A 21,356-nucleotide genomic window follows, 5' to 3' on the forward strand; every position below is an offset into this window, starting at 1 on the left:
TTTAATATGATTTCCAGTTAATCTAAGTATTCTGCTATGGCCGCCCGAGGCCATTTACTCATCTTTTTTTAGTTGAATAATAGTTTTTTGTAAAGGTTTGTAACGTATCCGTATTCTAAGGTCTCCTCCAAGTGTAAACGGTTTGGTAGATATTATTTAATCCTCTTCGTTCTCTTGATTGCTTTCATGGATTACATTACCACGCACATCTCTTTTAGGTTCTTTCGTGGGTTTTTTAACTTCATTCTCTGATTTTTGAGTTATCGCTTGCCCGTACGCATCCCTCTTAACCTCTTTAGATTCGTCATGGATTATGTTTCCCAATATATCCTTCTTAATTTCTTTTCCTTTTCCTTTTGGCTTTACATTCCCAAATACATCCTTATCCTGTTCACTACGCATAATTACACCCCTTTTAAACAAACGGTACCTTATTGAATCCTTATATTATTATACTATAATTCTTATTATTAAAAAGGGGTAGTGCGTCAGTTCCTGATTTATTGAAGTTTTGAAAATAGTTAAAATGAGATATTTAAAAATAGATATTAATTTAATGTTTGGAACGATTTAAATCCCCAATTAAATACTAATTTTTTTTTATAAGAAAATCTCATTCCCATATAAAAAAAATTCAAGATTCATAAAGAAAAAAAGAAATATTTAACTTATGTAGCACTAGCAGTTGTGTAAGCATCGTACATACCGTAAAGCCAAACAATGATGTAGAGTATATATGCAATGATTCCCAATAAAAAGATTGTTGCTAAGGCTCCTAATATCAATGCTACGATGAAAATTATTATCCCCTTCATTATATTTCCAGCGTACACCGTACCAATACCCGGCAAAAAGAAAGATATAATCAGGGCCAATATAGGATTTGCCATTTTTTTCTACCTCCAATACTTTATATATTACAATTGGTTTAACTAATTAATATTTTTTACTCAATCCTAAAACTGAAACTACTAAAATAATGATTTTTACAATAGTGGCCTAATATTAAATAATTATTAAAATTTCTTAATCTCAGATTATCTCAAAGAAATACCCTCAAATCACCCCCCCTAGTATGGACAAGGGGGCTCGCCATTTGACTTGGTGTTTTGCCAATAAAACTGCAATAATAACGTAAACGAATAAGATAATGGTTTTTTGTTGATTCACGTATGTTTTTGGCAAGAAAAAACTCTTTAACCATACTGTCCATACTAATATCAGCTTCTGTGAATCTCATAGTAGTATTTTATATGGATTTTAGTATGAAAACTTAGTAAATATCACATTTAGGTTATAACATGTTAGAAATAAAATTACACGACGGACCAGCAAGGCAGGGTAAATACCAGACTACTGAAACACCGAATATTTTACAATCCAGTCAGGAGTTAATGGTTCCAGATGAACCCATGCCCTATGATGTACCTCGAGAAATGGCAGAATGGTCTGTGAAAAACACACTGGATCATGCAGGAAAAGGTGATGTTAGCCAGATGGCTGTGATTCATGGTTCTAAATATCCTGATCTTCGCCTTAAATGTGCCACTGCACTGGAAGAATTGGGTTATCGGCTTTTTATGGTGGCAAACACTGAAGATCTTCTGAGAAAACCCCAGGATCTTCTGAAGATAATCTCCAGTCTACGGGAGAATATGAGCCCAAACTCTGCCCTATTTTTCCCCTTCGTAGAACTGAACTTCATACCCCTACTGGTTTATCTGGGTGTGGATTTATTTACAGATGCCAGTGCAGATTTTTATGCCCATATAGGAGTGATAACAACTCCTCACAGTAATTATAACCTTCAAAAATATCCCCTTTATGATTTGAACCTGGAAGAATTAAAAGAATACAACCGGAACTCACTGGACTTCGTATTGAGGGAAGTGAGGGCCCATATTAAAAACGGGACCCTGCGTAACCTGGTTGAAGAGCGATGCTGTTCTTCTCCCGAGGCAATGTCGGCTTTAAGGATTTTAGATCGGGATTACAAGGGTTTTGTGGATAGTTACACACCTTTGTATTAGAGTTACACGTTTGTATTAGGCAAACATTGGCCAACCATCCACATTTCATTATTTTTTCTAAAATTTCTTAATTTTACTTACCATTTCCCAATTCTCATCCTTCCAGTTATTTTTTAAAGGATTCCACCAGGTAATGGTATTTGCCAACTTCCGTTGTACCACCTATCTTAAATCCGTGTTTTTCCAGGATATTTTCCACATCTTCAGGGGTTAAACGAACATCATATGGTGGTCCAGGAGGTCCATCTGCCTTGATGAACTCCACCACAGCAAAAGTACCATTTGGCTTTAAAACTCTTCTTATTTCACTTAAAACCGGTTCCAATGTACCTTCACTGGCAAATCCATGTAGCACGTTGGCCATGACACACATATCAATTAGATTATCATCCAAGGGGATGGTTATGGTCATATCAGCCAGTATGACTTCCATGTTTCCAATTTCAAGTTCATTAATCTCATCTTTGAGACCATCCAGACTGGGCTGGTAGGCATCCAGTGCATAGACCTTTCCATTTTCTTTAACTATTTTCGATGCAGCCAGGGAAATGAATCCATCCCCGCAACCGGCATCCATGAATATTTGACCTTCATCCAATCCAATTGCCCCTAGAATACGGGTGGGATCCAGAATGTCCCTAGTGGATTTACCATGGTGTTTGTGGCCATGTTTTTCTGTCGGCATATCTATCATGACTCCTGTAATCTACTAAGTTCAAGACTTTGATCTGACTAACCTCGGATCTACTAAGTACATAAAATCCATTCTAAATACTTATTTCATTCTATGCTTATTTTAGCGATTTAAATGTACATCTTGTAGGTTATATTAATTTCAGTTTTCTGCCCTTAATCTATTTTTTGAAAACAATCCCACACCAATCATGAATAGAATTAGGGTTACAGAACTGCCCATCCCACCTGGTAGGAAATGTCACTCCAACCACACCCATAGGTGAGGGTGGATCTGAGGGCGTTGAGCACATGAGTCCATGACAGTAGGTCATATAACTGGAATGGTTGGTTCCAGAAGTTGGGCCAGGTTGAGGCGACGTTTCATACCCCCCGGATAACTGGGTGATCAGTGTGTCGGCCTTATCTGACAGGAAAAGATCATCCAAGAGTTTCTGCACTCTTTTCTTTAATTCATCCTTGGGAACCTCGTACATATCCCCCATAAGCATGAGGCTCTCTTTACAGGTTAAAAAATCCCAGAGTACCAGTTCCTGGGGACAGATGCCGATTGTGCCCTTTTCCACTTTTTCCACTTCACTTCCATCAATGAAGACCTGTCCACTGGTGGGGCGTAGTAGTCCCACCATAATACTAATGGAAGTGGTCTTACCGGCACCGTTAGGCCCTAAAAAGCCAAAAACTTCTCCTCTTTTAATTTTAAGATTGAGTTTATCCACTGCCTGAAATCACCAAAGTCTCTGGTGACCTCTCGGGCTTCAATAATGATATCATTCATTTTCCAAACTCCTCTATGATAAAAAAATCATCACCTGTAGAATAGTGGATCTCATTATGTTTTATTTTTTTCCGGGTTTCCAATGAACATTCAATGAAAGTAAATTTATTCCATGAGAGATAGATTAAAATCAGTTATAATTAGAAAATTGATAAATAAACATGATAAGATGGTGGTAAAGATGATTGACCGGATTGAAGTGAGCATGATCAATGAAAGTGTACATAACTTTCGCAAAGGCGAGTTTGGAGTGGAATCCATTGAAATCCATGAAAAACGTGGTTTAATCGAGATTATTTACGGAGCACAGGAGACAGGACGGAAGATAGTACTAATTCCCATGCAAAATGTGGAAAAATGTGAGTTTACTGATAAATATGTGAGCTCTGAAAATGAGTAGGGGTTTTAAAAAATTGAAGGATTTATGCGAGCCTTAATAAATTAGAAGATTTACAAAAAATCTTACCAATTAGAGGGAGTTAAATAGACCTTGATAATTGGAGGGAGTTAAATAGACCTTGATAATTGGAGGGATCTCAAAATAAAGGATGATCTGACCATTATGGATTCTATTGATCAGACCAGTCACTGGGTAAGTTTATTTTGATAGTACTTTGAGTATACTGCGCCTAATGGGTTATGGGCGAGCACTCTATCCTTTACAACAAGTGTGGTTACTGGAGCATTCGAATGATTGGTGAACAGTATGTCATGACCGATACACAACCCGATTATGATGTTGAGGTCTGTGTTTTTTTCATTGAGAATTAATGCCTGCCCTAGAGGGTTACACATGGCCTCGTAACCGTTTTTATCAATCTGTTCCAGTTCGAAATCAACCTTATTAATACCACATACTTTACAGCAAACTGAGTGTATCTTAAAATGTTTTTTGAACAGTTCCTGTATCATGTGGGATTCCTGTTCTAAACCAACACAAAAGGCTAATCCAATCTTTTTATAATTCATTTCCTTTGAAAAAAGAATGACTTCTTCAATCCGGGTTTTTTGCATGTAGTATCGGGCTTCGATGGCAGAAGATGATTTCAATAAATCAATTTCACGTCCTGAGTAAAGTTCTTTTATTTCTTCCCTAATCTCCACACAGTCTTTGCCGTTAAAACAGTCTTTCTTAGTGCAGGAAGCACATTTCAAGGTATTCCCTCCTAATTCATCATATCATCCTGGAAATCATAGATCAATCTGATTATTTAAATAAAGTCTTATAATCCCCATAATCCATAAATCCCGGCATTATCTGATCTAAATTCAAATAATCCCAACCTAAATCGAAATAACTCCAATTTATTGATTTCAACATCAGACTTAATTCACTCAATTAGACTTTAATATATATTTTATCATCCAAATTTAATCTTGGAAGTTTCTGATGATTAATTCGTTTATCTCGCCCCTGCTGGATGTGTTGGAGTTTATGTTTCGTTTAGCAGGCACTCGATCTATTTCATATCCCTGGTAAAGTTCATCAAAGAAATTATCTTCCACGTCATGATTTTTAGGGTCGCTGTTACTTAAAATTAGGTGTGCTCCTTTTAAATCCATTTCCCTGTAAAAACGTGCCAGTTTTTCCTGGTCCTGGTCACTGAACCTTTCCCTGGAGTAGCTGGTGAAGTGAGAAGTGCTGTTCAGGGGGCGATATGGAGGGTCCATGTACACTAATGTGTCTTTTTTAATGAAGTGCTGGGCATGGGTGAAGTCTGCGCATAGTATCTCTGTTTTTTTAAGTGCCTGGTGAACTGCCTGCAGGTTTCCTTCATCACAGATGGTAGGATTCTTGTACCTGCCGAAGGGTACGTTGAACTCACCCTTACTGTTCAGGCGAAAAAGTCCATTGAAGCATGTCTTGTTCAGAAATATCAGAGAAGCAGTTCTCTGGATCCATTCATCAGCATAATTCTGATAGTCCATTACCTGCATTTGCCGGTTGTATTCCGTCCGTATACGGTAAAAATTCTCTTTTCTTCGCACTTCATCCTTCTGGAGGTGTTCGATTTCCATTTCCCCCAGGATGGTGATGAGTTTATCCACATCCCGCTGAATCACCCTGTAAGCCATGATTAACTCTGGATTAACATCCAGGAGAACGGTATCATTAATCTGGTACTGGTTTTTCAGGTAGAAGAACATGGCACCCCCACCAACAAAGGGCTCCACATACATTTCAATAATCCCATTTTCCAGTATGGATTGGGGTAATCTTTTTTCAAGTTCTAAAAGTAGCTGAGTTTTGCCCCCCGCCCATTTCAAGAATGGTCTGGCACCGTTGAACTTCTCTTTAAGTTTTTTAACTGCCATGTTATCTTATTTTATCTTATTTTTAAACTGAAAGATTTAATCTTTAAACTGAAGGATTAATCATTTTATCTTATTTTTACGCTGCAAACGTATTGATACAATCTAATAATGAGTGGGATAAATATTAAAATAATATTAAATCCCTGGAACGGCTCATAAAATCTTCTCAAAAGTCTTAACATAACAACTTTAACTTTCTAAGATTTCTTCTGGTGCATCTGCCAAAATAACCAGCCCCTCAGCCTCCAGAAAGTGCAGATCCCCTGGTATTATTATGCAGTGTAGTGGTCCTCCAAAATCTTCTTCAGTTAAAACATTCACCCTGTCTGCGCGGACCAGAGGTTCAGGGGAACCCGCGCGGGCAATCACCACTGCCAGAGTATCTTCAGTTATGAGTCCTTCCTTTCGCTCATCTTCCACGCGCAGGAGGTATTCCAGACCTTTATTGGCAGTCATGTAATAATCCCGGTGGGCCTGGATATCCAGTAGAACCAGAGTGTGCAGTCCCATTTCCTTATTCTCTCCAATAACCTGATAGGGTGAGTGGGGGAAATAGTTTTCTTCCGGTCTGGGTATGGTGGTTACTTTTCCGAATTTATAGGCCTGTAACCCGGCAATACCCGGAGCTGCTGAAAGGATGGATGAGGCATGTATAACTCTGGTTTTAATACCTTTCTTCCGAGCTTCCATCAAGATATCAGAATGGGTGGTGGCCATTAATGGGTCACCGGCTGTTAGAAATGCCACGTTCTTCGTTTCTGCCTGTTTTATCGGTAAATTTTCCTCTTCCACTTCTTCACGGAGGAGTATGTTTATGGTTACTCCAGCCAGGTTTTCCAGTGATTTTAGATCACCTCCAAAAAGACGTGCAGTGTAAAATTCAGCGTAAACAACATCAGCGGATTTAATGGCCTCAAGTCCATTTAAAGATATGTCTTTTTCATCGTAAAGTCCCAGTCCAACCAGGTAGAGCATTTTTTTCACCTTCAACATCTAATTATGGGATGAGAAGTTTATAAAATTTTATTTTAAAGTTAATATTTTATTTTAGAGTTAACATAAATCTTAACTAGTAATCTTGTTAAATTAGTAATCTCCAAAAGATTGTAAATAAAATATTAAAGATTATAATAAAAAATTAGAGGAATCCCATGATTGGATTAAAGGTCCCTAAAAAAGAAGCCAACCGCATCCGACTATTTCTACAGGAGAACTTAATCCTAGATCATAACTGGAAGATCAAGCGTTCTGATGATTATGTGTACCTCCCTCTAAATCAAGAACCAGATAATGATTTTTTAAAAGAAATAGGATTTTGCCAGGATAATGTTGTTGAAATTGAATTTGAAGAACTTAAAAAGAGACCCCGTAACATGGAAGACTATCTCCAGGGAAAGATACCCCTGGAGAAGATGGATGACTTTAAAAAATCCTTCGATATCATAGGGGATGTTGTGATACTGGAGATTCCTGATGGTCTGGAGGAGGAAAAATACCTTATTGGTGAGGCAGCTCTTAAATTCACCAAAAGAAGGTCTGTTTACCGTAAAAAAAGTGCAATTAAGGGTGTTGTCCGCACCCGTGAGCTGGAACATCTTACGGGTGAGGATGTTTCTATAACCATCCACCGTGAATATGATTCCCGTATTATGCTAGACGTGAAAAACGTCTACTTCAGCCCCCGTCTGGCCACAGAACGAAGGATCATCGGTGATGAGGTTCATGATGGTGAGGTAATTATTGACATGTTCACCGGTGTGGGTCCCTTTGCCATTAACATTGCCCGGAGGCCTCATCTTCAGAATGTGAAGATTTACGCTGTAGACATTAACCCAGAAGCAATTCACTACCTTAAAGAAAACATCAAACTGAACCGGGTGCAGGGCAAAATTAACCCAATACTGGGAGACGTGGCAAAAGTTTTAAAGGATCTGGATGTTCAAGCTGACCGGATTATTATGAACCTGCCTGGAACGGCCTGTGAGTTCCTTCCAGTGGCAGTGGAACATTTAAAGCCAGGGGGAACTCTGAATTATTACCAGTTCAGCCGGGACTTTGAAGATCCCATCAAACGAGTTGAAGAAGCAGCTTATCCACGTCAGGTGGAAGTACTGGATATGCGGAAGGTTAAGTCCCGGAGTCCTGGGGTATGGCATGTGGCCATTGATGCCCGTATTAACGGGAAATGAGTACATAGCAAGTAATAGAATACTTGATAAAATACAGGAGTTTTTTTTATGATAGATAAACAGTTTCCAAAATTATTGGAAGTAGAATATTCATTTAACTTAGGAGGACATAACTCACTTAAATTTGTGGATGGGAGGCTTTTCTTTTTTTCTGAAGCTGATTCTCATCTTTCCGAAAAGAATGAATACATTACCATGGTCTCAATTCCAGAAGAAAACAAATGGGAGCGGTTCTGGGATGATCTAAATCAGTTTGGGATCTGGGACTGGGAGCAATGTCACTGGCCGGGTGAAGTTGAGGAAAACTCATCAGGTGACGGGGATCATGAGGAAGACTCATCATGTCAAGGGGATCATGAGGAAGAAGATTGTCACTGCGAGGATGATAATTGTGAATGTGGTTCCCAAAACGAAGGCATTCCAACTGAAGAGAACATACCTCAAGAAGATAACATCCTAACAGACGGAGACATCTGGCAGGTAAAGATCTTACACGGTCAAAACAGTATTTTCTGCAAAAGCTGGGATTTAGAAGAAAGATCTGCAGATGAATTTTTTAAGGCCATGGGGAAACTGGCAGGGGTGGATGTAACTGAACCATTTGTAGATTTATCAAAGAGATTAATTGCTGATTAAAATTACTTAAAATAAAGCGCGCATAATGAAAAAAATAATAAATTTAAAAGAAAATCGTTTATTAGTGGTTGTTGGATTTACAAGGAGAACAGACCCTATGAAAAGGATCAAACTCATCTAAAAGGATCATCCCATCCTAAAAAGGATCAACTATCCCATCCTCGGTTATAATACCAGTTATTAGGTCACTGGGTACCACATCAAATGATGGGTTCCTCACTTCAGTCCCCAGAGGCGCGGCCTGACACCCTGCAAAGCTTAAAACTTCCCCCGGATCTCTTTCTTCTATTTTTACGTCATAAATACTTTTTTCACTATCAAATGTGCTTTTGGGTGCAGCCACATAGAATGGTACGTTGAATCGTTTGGCTGCCAGTGCCACCAGGAGGGACCCGATTTTGTTGGCTACTCCTCCTTTAGCCACACGGTCTGCCCCTATGACTACCTTGTTTATCTGTCCTTCCTGCATGAGGCGGCCAGCAGCACCATCTACTATCAGTTTCACGGGTATGTTTTCCTGTTGCATTTCCCAGACACTCAGTCTGGCTCCCTGGAGTACTGGTCGGGTTTCATCACACACCACGCTTATGTTTTTACCTTCCTGGTTGGCCGCACGGATAACCCCTAATGCTGTGCCGTAATCCACACAGGCCAGTGCCCCAGCATTGCAGTGGGTTAGGATGGTGTCACCATCATCTATCACTGTGGCTCCGTGTCGCCCCATACGCCGGTTGGTATCCATATCCTCCCCGTACATAAGTATTGCTTCTTCTACAGGGTCATCTGCCCCCATGATTCTGTCCACTGCCCAGAACAGGTTCACTGCAGTTGGTCGGGCATCTTTCATTTCCTGAGCTGCTTTTTCCATGTCCTCATCGGCCAGATAGGCCAGTGCCATTCCAAAGGCTGCTGCCACACCTATGGCTGGGGCGCCCCGAACCACCATGGTTTTAATGGCAGTTATAACATCCTGGTATGTTCCACAAACAAGGTATTCAGTTTCATGTGGTAAGAGTGTCTGATCTAATAAGCAAAGGAGGTCATCCTTCCAGTACATGGTTTTCATGTTAAATTCACATCCCATTGTGTAATAAGCTCTGATGGCAATTTATTCTGATGACAATTATTCTGATGACAATTGCCCTGATAGTAATATTATTGATGTAATGCAGGATAGTAATATTTTGATAATAATGTTTTAAAAAAAGATTGATTGACTTATTTAAATAAAAAATTTAAAAATAAATATTTCAGGGATTAACTAATCCCTTAATAATGGCTTGCGGGTGTCATATCCAAGTGTTTGTCCTCTTTTCCAGGAACTCCGTAGGCATCAGCCCGGCACTGGGTACAGGCCCGGAAGACAGGTAAGGTCTCCTCAACTTTATCCCTTACATTGGAAAGCTCTTCGCATCCAGGTTTAGGATAATCTTTCATTTTATATAATGGTATGAGTGGTATGACGTTCATCAGACTGGCGCCTCGTTTTTTAACTTCCCGGGCAATGTCCTCGATGTGTTCATCGTTGAGCCCTGGTATGAGGACGCTGTTGACCTTAACCACCACCCCCAGCTTGGAAACTTTCTCTATTCCTTCCAGCTGTTTCTGGGATATGATTTTGAAGGCTTCTTCTCCTTCGTAGACCTTACCACCATAGACTGCCCGTGAGTATATTTTTTTACCGATTTCAAGGTCTACTGCATTTACGGTTACAGTGATGGTGCTGATGTTAACTTCAGCCACTTCCTCAGCCATATCTGCCAGGAGGAGACCATTGGTACTCATACATTTTATGAGGTCTGGGAATTTTTTATCAATGATACGGAAGAAATCCAGTGTTTCTGGGTTGGCCAGGGCGTCTCCTGGTCCTGCTACTCCCACCACACTGATGGGCATTTCTTTGATGACTTTGGCCACATGGGTTACTGCTTCTTCTACAGTCATGACCCTGGAGGAAACTCCGGGGCGTTGCTCGCATTTGTTTAGTTCACGGGTACAGAAGTTGCACTGTATATTACAGCGAGGTGCAATGGGCAGATGAACTCTTCCCACCTTATCATGCATTTTTTCATTAAAACATGGATGTACACGGGTTATATGTGCAAATTTCGATTCATTCATAGAATTTCCTCCCCAGTTTAGTGGGTGGTTTTGCATCTTTTGAAGGTTTCACTTTATTATCAGGGAGTGTTGTTACTTCATATGATTTCTTATTCTCTTTCATTCTTTTAATAATTTCGTGAGTTTTTTCCAGATATTCTTCCTTGATGTACTCATCAGAACAGGTCAAAGCGATGATGTTACCCTCAGAGTAGTGTTCAACCACCCGGAATCCCTCGGGGATGATGCGGAAAATGGCATCGTAGACCTTCTTTTTTAGATCCTCTTCTGGGTCGTGTACCACCATTCCTTCCAGTTTGAGTTGAGGATCATCTATTATAACCTCAAAACGGCTGGGCTGGTGGATTTTGTTCCGCCCCTCAAGTTCCCAGAGTTTTTTTAGAAGTTCAGGTAGGTAATTTTCATCTTTTATCTTTATGAAAGCTTCGTTGGCTTCTGAGTCATACTCATATTCTGCGAAGTCCTCCAGGACCACTGGTGGGGATGTTTTTTCATACTGGACCACAATAATGAATACTGGTTCACGGGGGTCAATGTATATCTGAACATCCTTTACTGCACGGGTTACCTGCACTTCCTGGAGAATGTGTCTTAAGATCATGTCGTAGACTTCTCGCCCACTTTCATCGTAGCATTCTACCTGCATTTTATATCCCCTGGATTATTTTTTAGCCCCAAAATCTGTCTTATCTCCCAATCCAGAAACAAGTAGGGCTCCTCCAACAGCTCCAATGTACTGGGAGTATTCAGGTACAATAACATCCATTCCTCCCAGGACTGTGCTGACTGCTTCCACCAGTCCACCAATTAAGCTGGTTCCCCCTACCTGGATCAGGGGCTCTCGTACATCAATTTCCTGTAATTGCTGTTCGTAGACCTGTTCCGCAACAGAGTGACATGCAGCTGCCGCTACATCCTCTTTAGCACCACCTGCAGCCAGAGATGTAACCAGGTCCTGAATACCGAATACTATGCAGTAACTGTTCAGGATTGCTTTTTTGAAGTCCCCCTTGAGAGCAAGAGGCCCGAGTTCGCTTATATCCACCCCTAAACGTCGGGCGGTGATTTCCAGGAATCTTCCTGAGGCTCCGGCACATATTCCCCCCATAGTGAAGTTGTCCGGAATACCATCGTTGACGGTGATGACTTTGTTATCCATACCACCTATGTCCAGTACAGTGGCTTCACCTTTCTGGTGTCCTGCCAGGTAAACTGCCCCCTTGGAGTTAACAGAGAGTTCTTCTTGTATAAGGGCTGCATTCAGGTGTTTACCAATGGTTAGTCGGCCGTAACCAGTGACTCCCACCCCATCCACATCATCAAATTTATAACCAGTGTCCTTGAAGGCCTGATCCATTCCATCCTTGGTACAACCGATGACATCGGTGGTTGGTAGCCATCCGGTACCTATGATCTTATTATTTTCCATTAAAACCACTTTAGTAGTGGTTGAACCTGAGTCTATGCCCAGGGTGAGTCCTTCCTGTTTTTCCCTGGCCAGTAGGCTTTTTCTGGCTACGATGGTGGAGAGGGCTTCCATTCTGATGAAGAGTTCATCGGCCTTGGTTCGTTCAGTGAATGAATATGTAACCACTGGTAGGTTAGTGTTCTCTTGTATGAAACGCCTTACCTCGTTTCGGACCAGTGCTCCTTCTGCGCATCTAAAACAGGTGGCTATGAAGACTGCATCTGCATCTGATTTTCCCTCAGCCAGGGACATTGCCCTGGCGATCATTAAGCGTATGCTACTACTGGCAGCGTTGAATCCAAATTTATGATATGCTTCATCGATGTAGTCCAGGTCTGCTTCAGGGATGATGATCTCTGCTCCAAAGGTGGATGCAGCCTTTTCAATCTCCTTCTGGACCCCACTGTACTCGGTTCCACATGAAATCTGAGCTATTTTTACCATGTTATTCCTCCACCTGATCCTTTGGTTTCCCCTGGTTAGATTCATCAGTCTGTTCAGCTTCTTCCGATTGATTTACTTCATCATCTGGTTTATCTAACTCATCCAGGAAGGTGTTAATCCGGTTAACCACTTCCATGGTTTCTTCCCTTGTTTTTGGATAGTGGATCTCCAGCACCGGGATGCCTCTCTTTCTGAGGAAGTACATTGAAAGTTCGTTGGTACGGGCGCAGCCTATACATCCAAACCCGTAGGGTGCGTCCTCCATGATTATGGCAGCTTCGGCTTCGTCAATAATGGGGCCGAATATGGCCATTCTTCCCCTTACACCGGAGGGTACTTCGATGGCTGCATATTTCAATCCTTTGATGGGTTCTTCTTCAGTTATGTTAAATGGCGGAGAGTCTATATCCGGGTCAGTGACCTTTTTACGAATTTCTTTCTGGATAACCAGGGGTTCATGACCTCTTCGCTCCACCATATCTGCCAGTATAAGCGAGTTAGGTGGGAAAACAGCTATTTTCACTGCAGACCACCTCTGGATCCAGTGAGTTCTTCTGGTCTTTTTGTAATTTCCATTATATCACTGTAAATTCCCTTAGTTATGTCCACCACCCCCATGGCTGCTATGACCTGGCCCGCTTCAATAACAGGAACCACCACCACAGGTGTGCCTTTATACTCTCCGGTATCTGGAATTTTATGACTCATTTCACCACTTTTTAGGACTTCTTCCAGGATAGGGCCTGTGTAATTATAATCCAAAACTTCACCATCTTCAATGCGGACACCAGGGCTGTTGAGACTACGCATGGTAATGGGGAGTCCGTTTACCAGCTGGTGAATGGCCAGGGCCATTGGTGCTATTTCTTCCCCGGTGGAGGATGCATTAATGTTCATTTTTCACACTCCTGGGCAATTTTTCTAAAATCATCTGGAGTTACTTTCTCAGGTGCCTCCAGGGTCACCTTCTCCGGGTTTTCCAGGGCATCACAAACATATTCCAGGAGTTCGTATTCTTTTTCTAACTGGTGGAATCCCTCCCTGGCGGCTCCTCGTTTTGCACGGCACCTTCGAGGGTCTCCTGGTGGAAATCCCCGGTCTTTAGTAAAAATGTTGGATGGGTCTAGTTTTCTTATTCGGTTAACTGCATCCATCACATCCGATTCTTCCCCATGTATTACTGCACCATAACAAGTGGATTTAATGGTCAGGGGTAATTCTAACATATGCAGTTTCCCCACCAGTTCACTCTGGCTCAGCTGGGCTTTGGGTCCCAGTACAATCATCCTGGTGACTTTATTTTTTTCTGGTAACATAAATGGTGTCCCCCTCTTTATATTTTTCCAAATCTTCCAATCCCCTTACCACCTTTCCAATGATGTTGGTTCCCTGGAAGGGTTCACCGGTAGGGCCAAATTCATTGTTATCCTCGAAACGTACCCCCACCATCCCTATATGGCGGCGGGACATGTTGGTAACACCTATTTCCCCTGCTTTTACCACATCTTTAGGTGTGTATTCCGGTATTAATCCCTTAGATTCTTTAGGAACAGATTTAAACATTACCAATTTCATCCCAGGGAAAGCAAAATGAACATCTAAAGATCCTACTGGAGAATCTAAAAGCCCAGTTATTTTCTGGAAGTACCATGCAGAACGAGGGGATTGATTGCCCAGTTCAATATGAACGATGTCTTCTTCAGGAATGCCAAAGGTTTTAACTTCACCTTTATCAATGATTTCCATGGTAAAGTGAGGTTCCTGTCTGACAACCACTGCCTGATCATCCTCCAAACCTTCACGGACCTGTTTAATCCCATTTTCTTTTAAAAACTCTTCTGCCTCTTTTTGAGTCATAGCCAGAGTCATTATTCTGCCAGGGGATGTTTTAAATGTTACTTCATCACCGTAACTGGCGATGTCCAGTAACTGCATTCCATTCTCCACTTTTCCCAGCACGTTGTGGGATGGTGTGGAAACACGGTCCTCCCTGTAAATGTAAACTCGGCCCACTCCCTTTCCAGTATTACGGAAGGTTATAGTTCCTCTTTTACGCTGATCTATCTGTTCAGTTTCCTTTTTCAGTCCCTGTAATGCATAGAATCCTACGAATGTGTTTGAATCATAATCAACGCGAATTTTCCCGGAATCCAGTAGGGCATAGAAATGTTCCACTGATTGAGGGGAGTTAGGGTTGGGTTTAACCTGTACATAGGTGTATATCTGGTTGCCTTCTTCCAGGAGGGTTTCCAGGTTGGTGATTGCCGCACTTTTAACTATGCTCTCCCTTTCCAGGACTGGTTTTACCTTTAATATTTCATCATCATCAGTGAGTTTGAGGATGGTTCTTTTACCCCCAACCACCCGGGCAAATACTCCCCGGTTTTCTTCAGGTGCGCCGTAAGTAGCTTCATGTTCTCCCATGGAAAGTATGAGGTGGGTGGCATCTGCGGTGAATCCAGAGAGACTGAAAAGAACATCCCAACGATGGTAGCGGTATTTTTCCCGGCTAGGCGTGAGTTCTGTTACAATGGGCCCTATTGCCACTTCCTGGGATGTGGTCCAGCGCACTCCCATTTTAGAAAATTCTTTGTAACGTTCTTTCCAGGTTGAAACCAACTTTTCAGGAGCGTCTTCCAGGATTTCAATAATAATGCTACCCTTGTTGGTTTTCAGGCTGTATTTGTTAACGTGTTTTTCTACTTCTTCAGTCCCCTTAACCAGTCCCAGGACACATCCAGGCAGATATGGTGCACCCACTACATTGATTGCATCCTGTATTGTTGATCCTTCAGGGAGTTCTATTTTTTCTCCATTGATCTTCACCAGCATTAGATTACCCTCCTAGGGCTTTTCATCATGTATTCCAGTGATTTTATCGGTGTAAAAGTCAAAAACAACCTCTTCATCATTACCCGAGGTTAAATAAAGTTTCCGGTCAGATATTATACTACCCACCACGTTGGTGGTTATGTTGACGTTTTCCAGGATTTCAATGATCTCTTGCACATTATCCTCAGCTGCGGTGAGCACGAATCCTGATCCTGGGTAAAGTCGGAGCCAGTCCTCCCAGCTCACATCGGTGTGTCGGGGTATGAGTTCCAGTTCCACGGTAGCTCCCACATTTGAGGTTTCAAGGAGCATTCCCAGGGTTCCCAGGGTTCCAGGATTGCTAATATCTTTCCCAGCACTTAAAAGGTGTTTTTGTGCGATTTCATTCATGGTGGTGATCTGTGCCTGGACTAGTTCTGCACTTTTCATGGTGGTGGTGTCCCAGTTCAGGCGGAACTGGGGGTGGATGGCACCGTCCAGGTCTATTGCCACCAGCACTTTATCTCCAGGGCGGGCTCCGCAGCTGGTGATGATGTCTTCACGGTTCATGATACCTGTTATGGACACATCCAGGGAGTTGTAAGGTGCATCGGGGTGAACATGTCCCCCTACCATTGGCACTCCAAATTTCTTAACCCCTTCATTAATTCCATCCATGATCTGGCTGCATATATCCTTATCCTGAGTAGATATGACGTTAGTCATCCCGATGGGTATTCCGCCCATGGCTGCAATATCATTGACATTTACCAGTACTGAACAGTAACCCGCCCACCATGGATCGGCCTCCATTAGCTTTCCCCACATTCCATCGGCGGCCATTAGAATTACCTGGCTGTTCCCGATTTCCAGGGCTGATGCATCATCACCAAAACCAAGAAGAGTTCTTCCTGCAATGTTGTAAGTCTCTTCCAGGAGACCCGTTACGTCTTTTATGAGATTTTTACGGGTAATACCTTCAAAACTCCGTATAGAATCAACAAGTGACTTTAAATCCAAGAGTGCACCTCTATTTTTATTAGTTAAAATCCAATATATTAATTATTTTAAAGTTATAATTATTATTAATGATTTATCCTTTATTAAGAGACCCTCATAACCAAATCACGACCCAAAATCCATTATAATTCCAGTGCCATTCCCGGTTATAGTTCCTGGTTTGGAAAATCATCAACTGTACTTAACCTGGTATTGGTGGGTTATATTACTAATAATCTGTAGCAATTTACTTTTAAAATTTTCTATATTTTCTATTTCTATGGTCTCCTCATTGTTGAAAAGTTCTAAAAAGATTTTATCGCCCACCAAATCATCCCAGCCACTCTCAAGTTCCACAATCAAAGAACCCTCCGCTGTAAAGCCTTCTTCAACAACTTTATCCAGATCTCCATCAGTTATACCAATTATAGGGACGTTGAAACGGTAAAGTATATCAGCAGCAACCAGAGTGGTGTCATCACCCACTGTAACCACCATATCTGCATTTTTCAATCTGTAAATATCCTCCGCAGCATGGTTAAGGTAAGAAACAGTGAAATTAACGTTAGATTTCTCAGATTTTAATATACGAGGTTTAACCCTGGATTTACGCAACAGGCCTGTTTTTACAATGGCTTTTTCAAGTTCCACTGGCCCCAGTTTCTCCACACCATGTTCCTTTAATTCCCCACCTATAAGTTGAGTTATCATGCCCTTTTCAGCAACTATAGCCACCTCTGATGATGTGGATTTTCCAATAACTATGCCATTAACGAATATGTTCTCTTCCGGGGACACACCTGCAATTTTTCGGCAGATAGTGCTGGAAACTTCCTGACAAGGATCTTCTGAAAATAGGCATTCCCTGATCTCCTCTGGAGAGACCAGCTTAAGTCCCATTTTGAAAGATATTTCTTTTGCCAGTTTTATTTTGTCTTCCCTCCAGACCACCACACTACCATCCTCCTCCCCTGGTCTTTCCATTTGAATGAGGGGAGGTTGGCCCTGAGAGTTATGGTAAACCTTGTATCCAAAGGCATGTCCAGTTACACTGGATTTACCATAATTAATAAGAAAAATAACATCACAGTTTTCATCCTTGAATTTGTCCACTGACTGGCTGGGGAACAGTTTCTGACTTATATCGATCCTATCTTCCAGATGAGCATCGATAACAGCAGTCCTCCCCATAGTACCACCTAATCTTGCCCGAACTGTACCGTAATCCTCCAGAAAATCCAAAAACTTCTGGGCATGGCCAGAATCAACTATTTCGGGTCCGTGTACCACTACGCCAATCTTCATTATCTTCATAGTTCACCTATAGAATCAATATGTTTATGAATCACTATGTTTATTATAATTACCTCCGAACAGTATGGAAACTGTTGTGATGGAGTTAAAATATTTTCATTTACAAATTGATTAGAATCCAATTATAGATCCTTATATTTAAATTTGAATCCCTATTTGGAAACAGTTCATGATTCTGAGAAATGGAATTTTTAGAGAAGTAATCTATTGGAGAATTAATCTATTGGAGAATTAATCTATTGGAGAATTAATCTAATTCGGAGAAAAATCTATTCTGAGAAATGTTAATCAATTTAGTCATAGAGAACGGTTATTTTTTGATCCTTTTACGATAAACAACTGCCCCGCAGATTTCACAGTCCTCCCATTTATAATCTGAAGGATATTTCTTCCGGCAACCTCTACATATTTTGATCCATCCGTATGTCTGTTTAATTCCCTCTGTTAAAACACTTCTGTAGGGAATTTCTAGAATTTTCAGGATGTTCTGTATGGAATAATCATCAGTAACCACAGTAGGATTGTGATTTGTTTTAAGAGTAACTGCCAGGGCCACCACCTCAATATCCACTTCAGACAACCTTAAAATATCTCCAGAGTTTTCAATTGCACCTTGAACCTGGTTCAGTGAATCAGAATCTGGTTCCTTAATAATAATTTTACCTTGATCCAGGGCAGATTGCATAGTTATTTGGGACTTCAAATCTTTAATTTCGGATATAACAGCACTACTTGTGATGTTCTTGTGTTTTGAGGATATGAAACCCCCAATAATTCCTGATGCGTCCAGAACGTAAACTTTCTCTTTCATTTCAATTCACCCTGAAGTTCTCCAATACTGATCTGTTGGATCCTTATGGACCACGAGATTATGATGAGGATTATATAATATATCCATTAGTTTTTAATAAATTCAAAAATTTTAGAAGGTTTTTTTTATTATTAACCCAATTTAAAACGTTTTTAGCACTTCCCCATAATTTATGAGAAATGTTTTTATGTTATCAAAACAATATACTAATTGTTGAGGGAGGGTGTCATTAGACTCCTTTCACAATTTTTCGCCTGCGAAAAACCGCCTCCGATTTGGACCTAATGCCCTCCCTTGCACTAAAAAGTGCAATACTCTTTTTAATGCCTTAAGAATAGGAATAGCAAGTCCACTGATTCTTTAAAATTGCATGTTTATTTCAATTTACGATTAAATGATTGATATCCACAAATGGGAATCTAAATAGTATTATTGGTAATAAAATAATCAATGTTATCCCTTATATTTATATTTGTAAATCTATTTTTCTACAGAAATCTATTTTTTTACAGTATTCATATCATTAATTAATTATTATTGTCCATCTAATAATATTCTATATTTAAATTGATCCAGTTATCTAAAATTCTACAAAATTAGGCGGGTAAGAAACATGAAAAGTAAAACCATGGAAGAACACAAAAAACACAGCCCACTGAAGGTTAAAGTGGGAATAATTACTTTAAGCGACTCAAAATCCAATTCATCGAAAGTAAAGGATTCAAATTTTGTTTCCAATCCGGAGGACCTATCCGGTAAAATTATAATGGAATCACTTGAAGATCAACATGAAATAGTGTCTTACCAGGTTATACAGGATGATGCGCACCAGCTTTTGAAAACTCTGGATGAAATGAGAACTCTCGATGCTGAAATCATTATCAGCACTGGTGGCACTGGGATTGGTAAACGGGACATTACCATTGAAACCATTATCCCCCTCTTTGAAAAGGAATTAACTGGTTTTGGGGAGATTTTCCGATCAGAAACTTATAAAGAGTTAGGAAGCGGTGCCATAATGACCAGAGCAGCAGCAGGAGTTTGGAAGGAAACACTGCTGGTGGCATTACCTGGTTCACCCAATGCAGTTCAGCTGGGGATGAAAATTTTAAAGCCAGAAATGGGGCATCTGGTGAAACATATGAAACATTGACATTGAACTATTTAAACTCTCTTGAAGAGTTTAAACTCCATCAAATAGTTAAACAAGGTGTGTAGAGTAACCCCACTAAAAAAAGGGTTTCAATCAGGAAGAATAGAAAAAAATAGATGGGAAAATAGATTTGAACTTGGAAAACTATTTAACTAAGAAAAGAACTATTTAAAATCCTTAATTGATACCAGGGGTTCTAAGATTATTCCTTCCTTTTTCAACTGTTCAACAGCACCTTCTTCTCGATCCACGACAACAAAGGTTCTCTCCACAACCCCCCCGTTATCCTGAACAGCCCTAACAGCTTTTAAAAGTGAATTTCCAGTGGTGGTAACATCTTCAACAACTATGACCCGATCTCCTTCTTTTAATTCTCCTTCAATAAGTTGGGATGTCCCATAATCTTTCTGGGCCTTGCGAATCATCAGCATGGGGATCTGCGAGTGCAGGGCCACTGCCGTTGCTATGGGCACAGCTCCGAGGGCAGGTCCAGCCACCAGATCAATATCATCATCACTGATGATATGAGAAATGATTTTAGCCACTTGAGAAAGGATCTGGGGGTCAGTGATGGCTTTTTTCATATCCACATAATAGTCACTTTCCCTGCCGGAAGAAAGAGTGAATTTGCCGAATTTGATAACCTGGTTAGCCTTTAACAAACTTATTAGGTGGTCTTTTTCCTGTTTAATCACCATTGATATCATTCCATTTATAAGAGTTTATAATTTTTATTCAAATTATCATTAGCCTTTTTAAATTAAATTATTGTAAGTTTAATTGAATAGTAGTACCCTGTTTATTAACCTGGTTTTATACTTACTATTACAGTTATTTAATGGACTTTCAGTCCCCTTTGGCAGCGTTGGCATACTCCCTGTTTCCATTGAAAACATTTCCCACAAACCAGACTACCACAGATGGAACAGGTGTACATTTTACCTGGCTGGCCACAGATACTGCATATACCTCTAACTTCCAAAAATGTTCACCTACATTTTTTTAGTGATTAAAGTTAATATTTTCTAAGGGTTTTATGTAACTTTCCCGATTCAAAATGCACGCCTCAATTCATTTTTAGAGCCTGTAGGAGCGCTGTGATTTCATGAAATATGAGATTCATGAATAAAAAAATATAATATTCCTTTAAAAAATTGGTTAGAAAAAGGTTAATCAATTAAAATTCATAGTTGGTTCCTTCATCCCGGTTTTTAAGAAGTATTTTATCCCCGATCTTACTCACCATATCATAAGGAACGATTGTTTCACCTTTAGACAATCCTAATCCCTCAGATATGCCCCCTTTTCCTACTACGAAGGCTTCAATTTCATTGGTCATGAAATTCACTTCTACATCTTTAACTTTTCCAATAACCACTGCTGAACTGTCTAAAACTTCTTTTCCAACAATTTCTTGCACAATCCTCATGGTATCACCTCGGCTTCATATGAATGGTAGTTTCTCAAATTAAACTACCAAATTAACCCCATCAAAGCTTAATCATATTAGTTAAGTTTCAGGATGTACTTATAGTTTCAGTGATGGAAGAGGATTAGAGGATATTTTAATTGAAAAGGATTTAAAAAAAGTTT

At 40.4% G+C, this 21,356-nt stretch carries 25 protein-coding genes and 1 pseudogene; 5 read left to right on the forward strand and 21 right to left on the reverse strand.

Going from position 1 to position 21,356, the window contains the following annotated elements:
• Nucleotides 1-156: 156 nt before the first annotated feature.
• The gene (locus HY987_RS00395) at nt 157-402 is read right to left on the reverse strand and encodes a hypothetical protein (protein ID WP_292754237.1); all 246 of its coding nucleotides are present in this window, start codon (nt 400-402) and stop codon (nt 157-159) included.
• A gap of 266 nt (nt 403-668) precedes the next feature.
• Entirely contained in the window at nt 669-890 is a 222-nt protein-coding gene (locus HY987_RS00400; RefSeq protein WP_219304599.1) for a hypothetical protein, read from the reverse strand.
• A 411-nt stretch (nt 891-1,301) separates the two neighbouring features.
• On the opposite strand from HY987_RS00400, the gene HY987_RS00405 reads away from it, so the two are divergent.
• A complete protein-coding gene (locus tag HY987_RS00405; protein WP_292754244.1) occupies nt 1,302-2,030 on the forward strand; it encodes an archaeosine tRNA-ribosyltransferase in 729 nt (242 codons plus the stop codon).
• Nucleotides 2,031-2,136: 106 nt separating this feature from the next.
• Here the strand turns inward: HY987_RS00405 and HY987_RS00410 are convergent, their stop codons facing one another.
• Both HY987_RS00410 and HY987_RS00415 read right to left on the reverse strand, forming a co-directional pair.
• Nucleotides 2,137-2,715, reverse strand: coding sequence for a class I SAM-dependent methyltransferase (locus HY987_RS00410; protein WP_292754247.1), 579 nt, complete (start codon nt 2,713-2,715; stop codon nt 2,137-2,139).
• A gap of 169 nt (nt 2,716-2,884) precedes the next feature.
• Complete coding sequence (locus tag HY987_RS00415; RefSeq protein ID WP_292754250.1) at nt 2,885-3,442, reverse strand: ATP-binding cassette domain-containing protein; 558 nt, start codon at nt 3,440-3,442, stop codon at nt 2,885-2,887.
• Nucleotides 3,443-3,682: 240 nt separating this feature from the next.
• Here HY987_RS00415 and HY987_RS00420 point away from each other — a divergent pair, with 240 nt between their 5' ends.
• A complete protein-coding gene (locus HY987_RS00420; RefSeq protein ID WP_292754253.1) occupies nt 3,683-3,901 on the forward strand; it encodes a hypothetical protein in 219 nt (72 codons plus the stop codon).
• 185 nt (nt 3,902-4,086) lie between these two features.
• Here the strand turns inward: HY987_RS00420 and HY987_RS00425 are convergent, their stop codons facing one another.
• From HY987_RS00425 to dph5, 3 genes are all read right to left on the reverse strand, one after another.
• Entirely contained in the window at nt 4,087-4,656 is a 570-nt protein-coding gene (locus HY987_RS00425; protein ID WP_292754255.1) for a DUF1847 domain-containing protein, read from the reverse strand.
• Between the two features lie 216 nt (nt 4,657-4,872).
• Complete coding sequence (locus HY987_RS00430; RefSeq protein WP_292754257.1) at nt 4,873-5,817, reverse strand: DNA adenine methylase; 945 nt, start codon at nt 5,815-5,817, stop codon at nt 4,873-4,875.
• A gap of 189 nt (nt 5,818-6,006) precedes the next feature.
• Nucleotides 6,007-6,792, reverse strand: a complete 786-nt coding sequence (dph5, locus tag HY987_RS00435; RefSeq protein ID WP_292754259.1) for a diphthine synthase — start codon at nt 6,790-6,792, stop codon at nt 6,007-6,009.
• Between the two features lie 176 nt (nt 6,793-6,968).
• Here dph5 and HY987_RS00440 point away from each other — a divergent pair, with 176 nt between their 5' ends.
• On the forward strand, nt 6,969-8,006 hold the full coding sequence (locus HY987_RS00440) for a class I SAM-dependent methyltransferase family protein (RefSeq protein ID WP_292754261.1): 1,038 nt from the start codon (nt 6,969-6,971) through the stop codon (nt 8,004-8,006).
• Between the two features lie 48 nt (nt 8,007-8,054).
• The gene (locus tag HY987_RS00445; RefSeq protein WP_292754264.1) at nt 8,055-8,642 is read left to right on the forward strand and encodes a hypothetical protein; all 588 of its coding nucleotides are present in this window, start codon (nt 8,055-8,057) and stop codon (nt 8,640-8,642) included.
• Nucleotides 8,643-8,778: 136 nt separating this feature from the next.
• Here HY987_RS00445 and mtnA read toward each other — a convergent pair whose 3' ends face one another.
• From mtnA to HY987_RS00500, 11 genes and pseudogenes are all read right to left on the reverse strand, one after another.
• The gene (gene mtnA, locus HY987_RS00450; RefSeq protein WP_292754267.1) at nt 8,779-9,708 is read right to left on the reverse strand and encodes an S-methyl-5-thioribose-1-phosphate isomerase; all 930 of its coding nucleotides are present in this window, start codon (nt 9,706-9,708) and stop codon (nt 8,779-8,781) included.
• Between the two features lie 203 nt (nt 9,709-9,911).
• A complete protein-coding gene (locus tag HY987_RS00455; protein WP_292754269.1) occupies nt 9,912-10,763 on the reverse strand; it encodes a radical SAM protein in 852 nt (283 codons plus the stop codon).
• Nucleotides 10,756-11,409 carry a methanogenesis marker 17 protein gene (locus HY987_RS00460; protein WP_292754271.1) on the reverse strand — a complete coding sequence of 218 codons (654 nt, stop codon included), beginning with the start codon at nt 11,407-11,409 and terminating at the stop codon, nt 10,756-10,758. The genes HY987_RS00455 and HY987_RS00460 overlap by 8 nt, the downstream gene beginning before the upstream one ends.
• A 15-nt stretch (nt 11,410-11,424) precedes the next feature.
• Complete coding sequence (locus HY987_RS00465; protein WP_292754273.1) at nt 11,425-12,675, reverse strand: methanogenesis marker 15 protein; 1,251 nt, start codon at nt 12,673-12,675, stop codon at nt 11,425-11,427.
• An 88-nt stretch (nt 12,676-12,763) separates the two neighbouring features.
• Nucleotides 12,764-13,198, reverse strand: a pseudogene (locus HY987_RS00470) (methanogenesis marker 5 protein); the annotation flags it as partial.
• The gene (locus tag HY987_RS00475; RefSeq protein ID WP_292754279.1) at nt 13,195-13,572 is read right to left on the reverse strand and encodes a DUF2111 domain-containing protein; all 378 of its coding nucleotides are present in this window, start codon (nt 13,570-13,572) and stop codon (nt 13,195-13,197) included. The gene HY987_RS00475 and the pseudogene HY987_RS00470, both read right to left, overlap by 4 nt.
• Nucleotides 13,569-13,991 (reverse strand): methanogenesis marker 6 protein, encoded by a 423-nt coding sequence (locus HY987_RS00480; protein WP_292754281.1) that lies wholly within the window; start codon nt 13,989-13,991, stop codon nt 13,569-13,571. The genes HY987_RS00475 and HY987_RS00480 overlap by 4 nt, the downstream gene beginning before the upstream one ends.
• Nucleotides 13,972-15,507, reverse strand: a complete 1,536-nt coding sequence (locus tag HY987_RS00485) for a methanogenesis marker 3 protein (protein WP_292754283.1) — start codon at nt 15,505-15,507, stop codon at nt 13,972-13,974. The genes HY987_RS00480 and HY987_RS00485 overlap by 20 nt, the downstream gene beginning before the upstream one ends.
• Before the next feature lie 12 nt (nt 15,508-15,519).
• Entirely contained in the window at nt 15,520-16,506 is a 987-nt protein-coding gene (locus HY987_RS00490; protein ID WP_292754284.1) for a methanogenesis marker 2 protein, read from the reverse strand.
• Nucleotides 16,507-16,677: 171 nt separating this feature from the next.
• Nucleotides 16,678-17,790, reverse strand: coding sequence for a DUF2117 domain-containing protein (locus HY987_RS00495; RefSeq protein ID WP_292754286.1), 1,113 nt, complete (start codon nt 17,788-17,790; stop codon nt 16,678-16,680).
• Nucleotides 17,791-18,109: 319 nt separating this feature from the next.
• Complete coding sequence (locus tag HY987_RS00500; protein ID WP_292754289.1) at nt 18,110-18,610, reverse strand: ribonuclease VapC; 501 nt, start codon at nt 18,608-18,610, stop codon at nt 18,110-18,112.
• A gap of 613 nt (nt 18,611-19,223) precedes the next feature.
• On the opposite strand from HY987_RS00500, the gene HY987_RS00505 reads away from it, so the two are divergent.
• Nucleotides 19,224-19,763, forward strand: a complete 540-nt coding sequence (locus tag HY987_RS00505) for a MogA/MoaB family molybdenum cofactor biosynthesis protein (protein WP_292754292.1) — start codon at nt 19,224-19,226, stop codon at nt 19,761-19,763.
• Between the two features lie 164 nt (nt 19,764-19,927).
• Here HY987_RS00505 and pyrE read toward each other — a convergent pair whose 3' ends face one another.
• The 3 genes from pyrE to HY987_RS00520 form a co-directional block, all read right to left on the reverse strand.
• Entirely contained in the window at nt 19,928-20,461 is a 534-nt protein-coding gene (gene pyrE, locus HY987_RS00510; RefSeq protein WP_292754294.1) for an orotate phosphoribosyltransferase, read from the reverse strand.
• 137 nt (nt 20,462-20,598) lie between these two features.
• A complete protein-coding gene (locus tag HY987_RS00515; protein WP_292754296.1) occupies nt 20,599-20,745 on the reverse strand; it encodes an orotate phosphoribosyltransferase in 147 nt (48 codons plus the stop codon).
• Between the two features lie 195 nt (nt 20,746-20,940).
• Entirely contained in the window at nt 20,941-21,192 is a 252-nt protein-coding gene (locus tag HY987_RS00520) for a PRC-barrel domain-containing protein (RefSeq protein ID WP_292754299.1), read from the reverse strand.
• Between the last annotated feature and the right edge of the window lie 164 nt (nt 21,193-21,356).

The organism is Methanobacterium sp. (assembly GCF_016217785.1).
Taxonomy (GTDB): Archaea; Methanobacteriota; Methanobacteria; order Methanobacteriales; family Methanobacteriaceae; genus Methanobacterium.

Coding starts and splice junctions, on each gene's coding strand:
- HY987_RS00395 (WP_292754237.1), bottom strand. CDS start 402: ATGCGTAGTGAACAGGATAAGGATGTATTTGGGAATGTAAAGCCAAAA.
- HY987_RS00400 (WP_219304599.1), bottom strand. CDS start 890: ATGGCAAATCCTATATTGGCCCTGATTATATCTTTCTTTTTGCCGGGT.
- HY987_RS00405 (WP_292754244.1), top strand. CDS start 1,302: ATGTTAGAAATAAAATTACACGACGGACCAGCAAGGCAGGGTAAATAC.
- HY987_RS00410 (WP_292754247.1), bottom strand. CDS start 2,715: ATGCCGACAGAAAAACATGGCCACAAACACCATGGTAAATCCACTAGG.
- HY987_RS00420 (WP_292754253.1), top strand. CDS start 3,683: ATGATTGACCGGATTGAAGTGAGCATGATCAATGAAAGTGTACATAAC.
- HY987_RS00430 (WP_292754257.1), bottom strand. CDS start 5,817: ATGGCAGTTAAAAAACTTAAAGAGAAGTTCAACGGTGCCAGACCATTC.
- dph5 (WP_292754259.1), bottom strand. CDS start 6,792: ATGCTCTACCTGGTTGGACTGGGACTTTACGATGAAAAAGACATATCT.
- HY987_RS00440 (WP_292754261.1), top strand. CDS start 6,969: ATGATTGGATTAAAGGTCCCTAAAAAAGAAGCCAACCGCATCCGACTA.
- HY987_RS00445 (WP_292754264.1), top strand. CDS start 8,055: ATGATAGATAAACAGTTTCCAAAATTATTGGAAGTAGAATATTCATTT.
- mtnA (WP_292754267.1), bottom strand. CDS start 9,708: ATGAAAACCATGTACTGGAAGGATGACCTCCTTTGCTTATTAGATCAG.
- HY987_RS00455 (WP_292754269.1), bottom strand. CDS start 10,763: ATGAATGAATCGAAATTTGCACATATAACCCGTGTACATCCATGTTTT.
- HY987_RS00460 (WP_292754271.1), bottom strand. CDS start 11,409: ATGCAGGTAGAATGCTACGATGAAAGTGGGCGAGAAGTCTACGACATG.
- HY987_RS00465 (WP_292754273.1), bottom strand. CDS start 12,675: ATGGTAAAAATAGCTCAGATTTCATGTGGAACCGAGTACAGTGGGGTC.
- HY987_RS00475 (WP_292754279.1), bottom strand. CDS start 13,572: ATGAACATTAATGCATCCTCCACCGGGGAAGAAATAGCACCAATGGCC.
- HY987_RS00480 (WP_292754281.1), bottom strand. CDS start 13,991: ATGTTACCAGAAAAAAATAAAGTCACCAGGATGATTGTACTGGGACCC.
- HY987_RS00485 (WP_292754283.1), bottom strand. CDS start 15,507: ATGCTGGTGAAGATCAATGGAGAAAAAATAGAACTCCCTGAAGGATCA.
- HY987_RS00495 (WP_292754286.1), bottom strand. CDS start 17,790: ATGAAGATTGGCGTAGTGGTACACGGACCCGAAATAGTTGATTCTGGC.
- HY987_RS00500 (WP_292754289.1), bottom strand. CDS start 18,610: ATGAAAGAGAAAGTTTACGTTCTGGACGCATCAGGAATTATTGGGGGT.
- HY987_RS00505 (WP_292754292.1), top strand. CDS start 19,224: ATGAAAAGTAAAACCATGGAAGAACACAAAAAACACAGCCCACTGAAG.
- pyrE (WP_292754294.1), bottom strand. CDS start 20,461: ATGGTGATTAAACAGGAAAAAGACCACCTAATAAGTTTGTTAAAGGCT.
- HY987_RS00520 (WP_292754299.1), bottom strand. CDS start 21,192: ATGAGGATTGTGCAAGAAATTGTTGGAAAAGAAGTTTTAGACAGTTCA.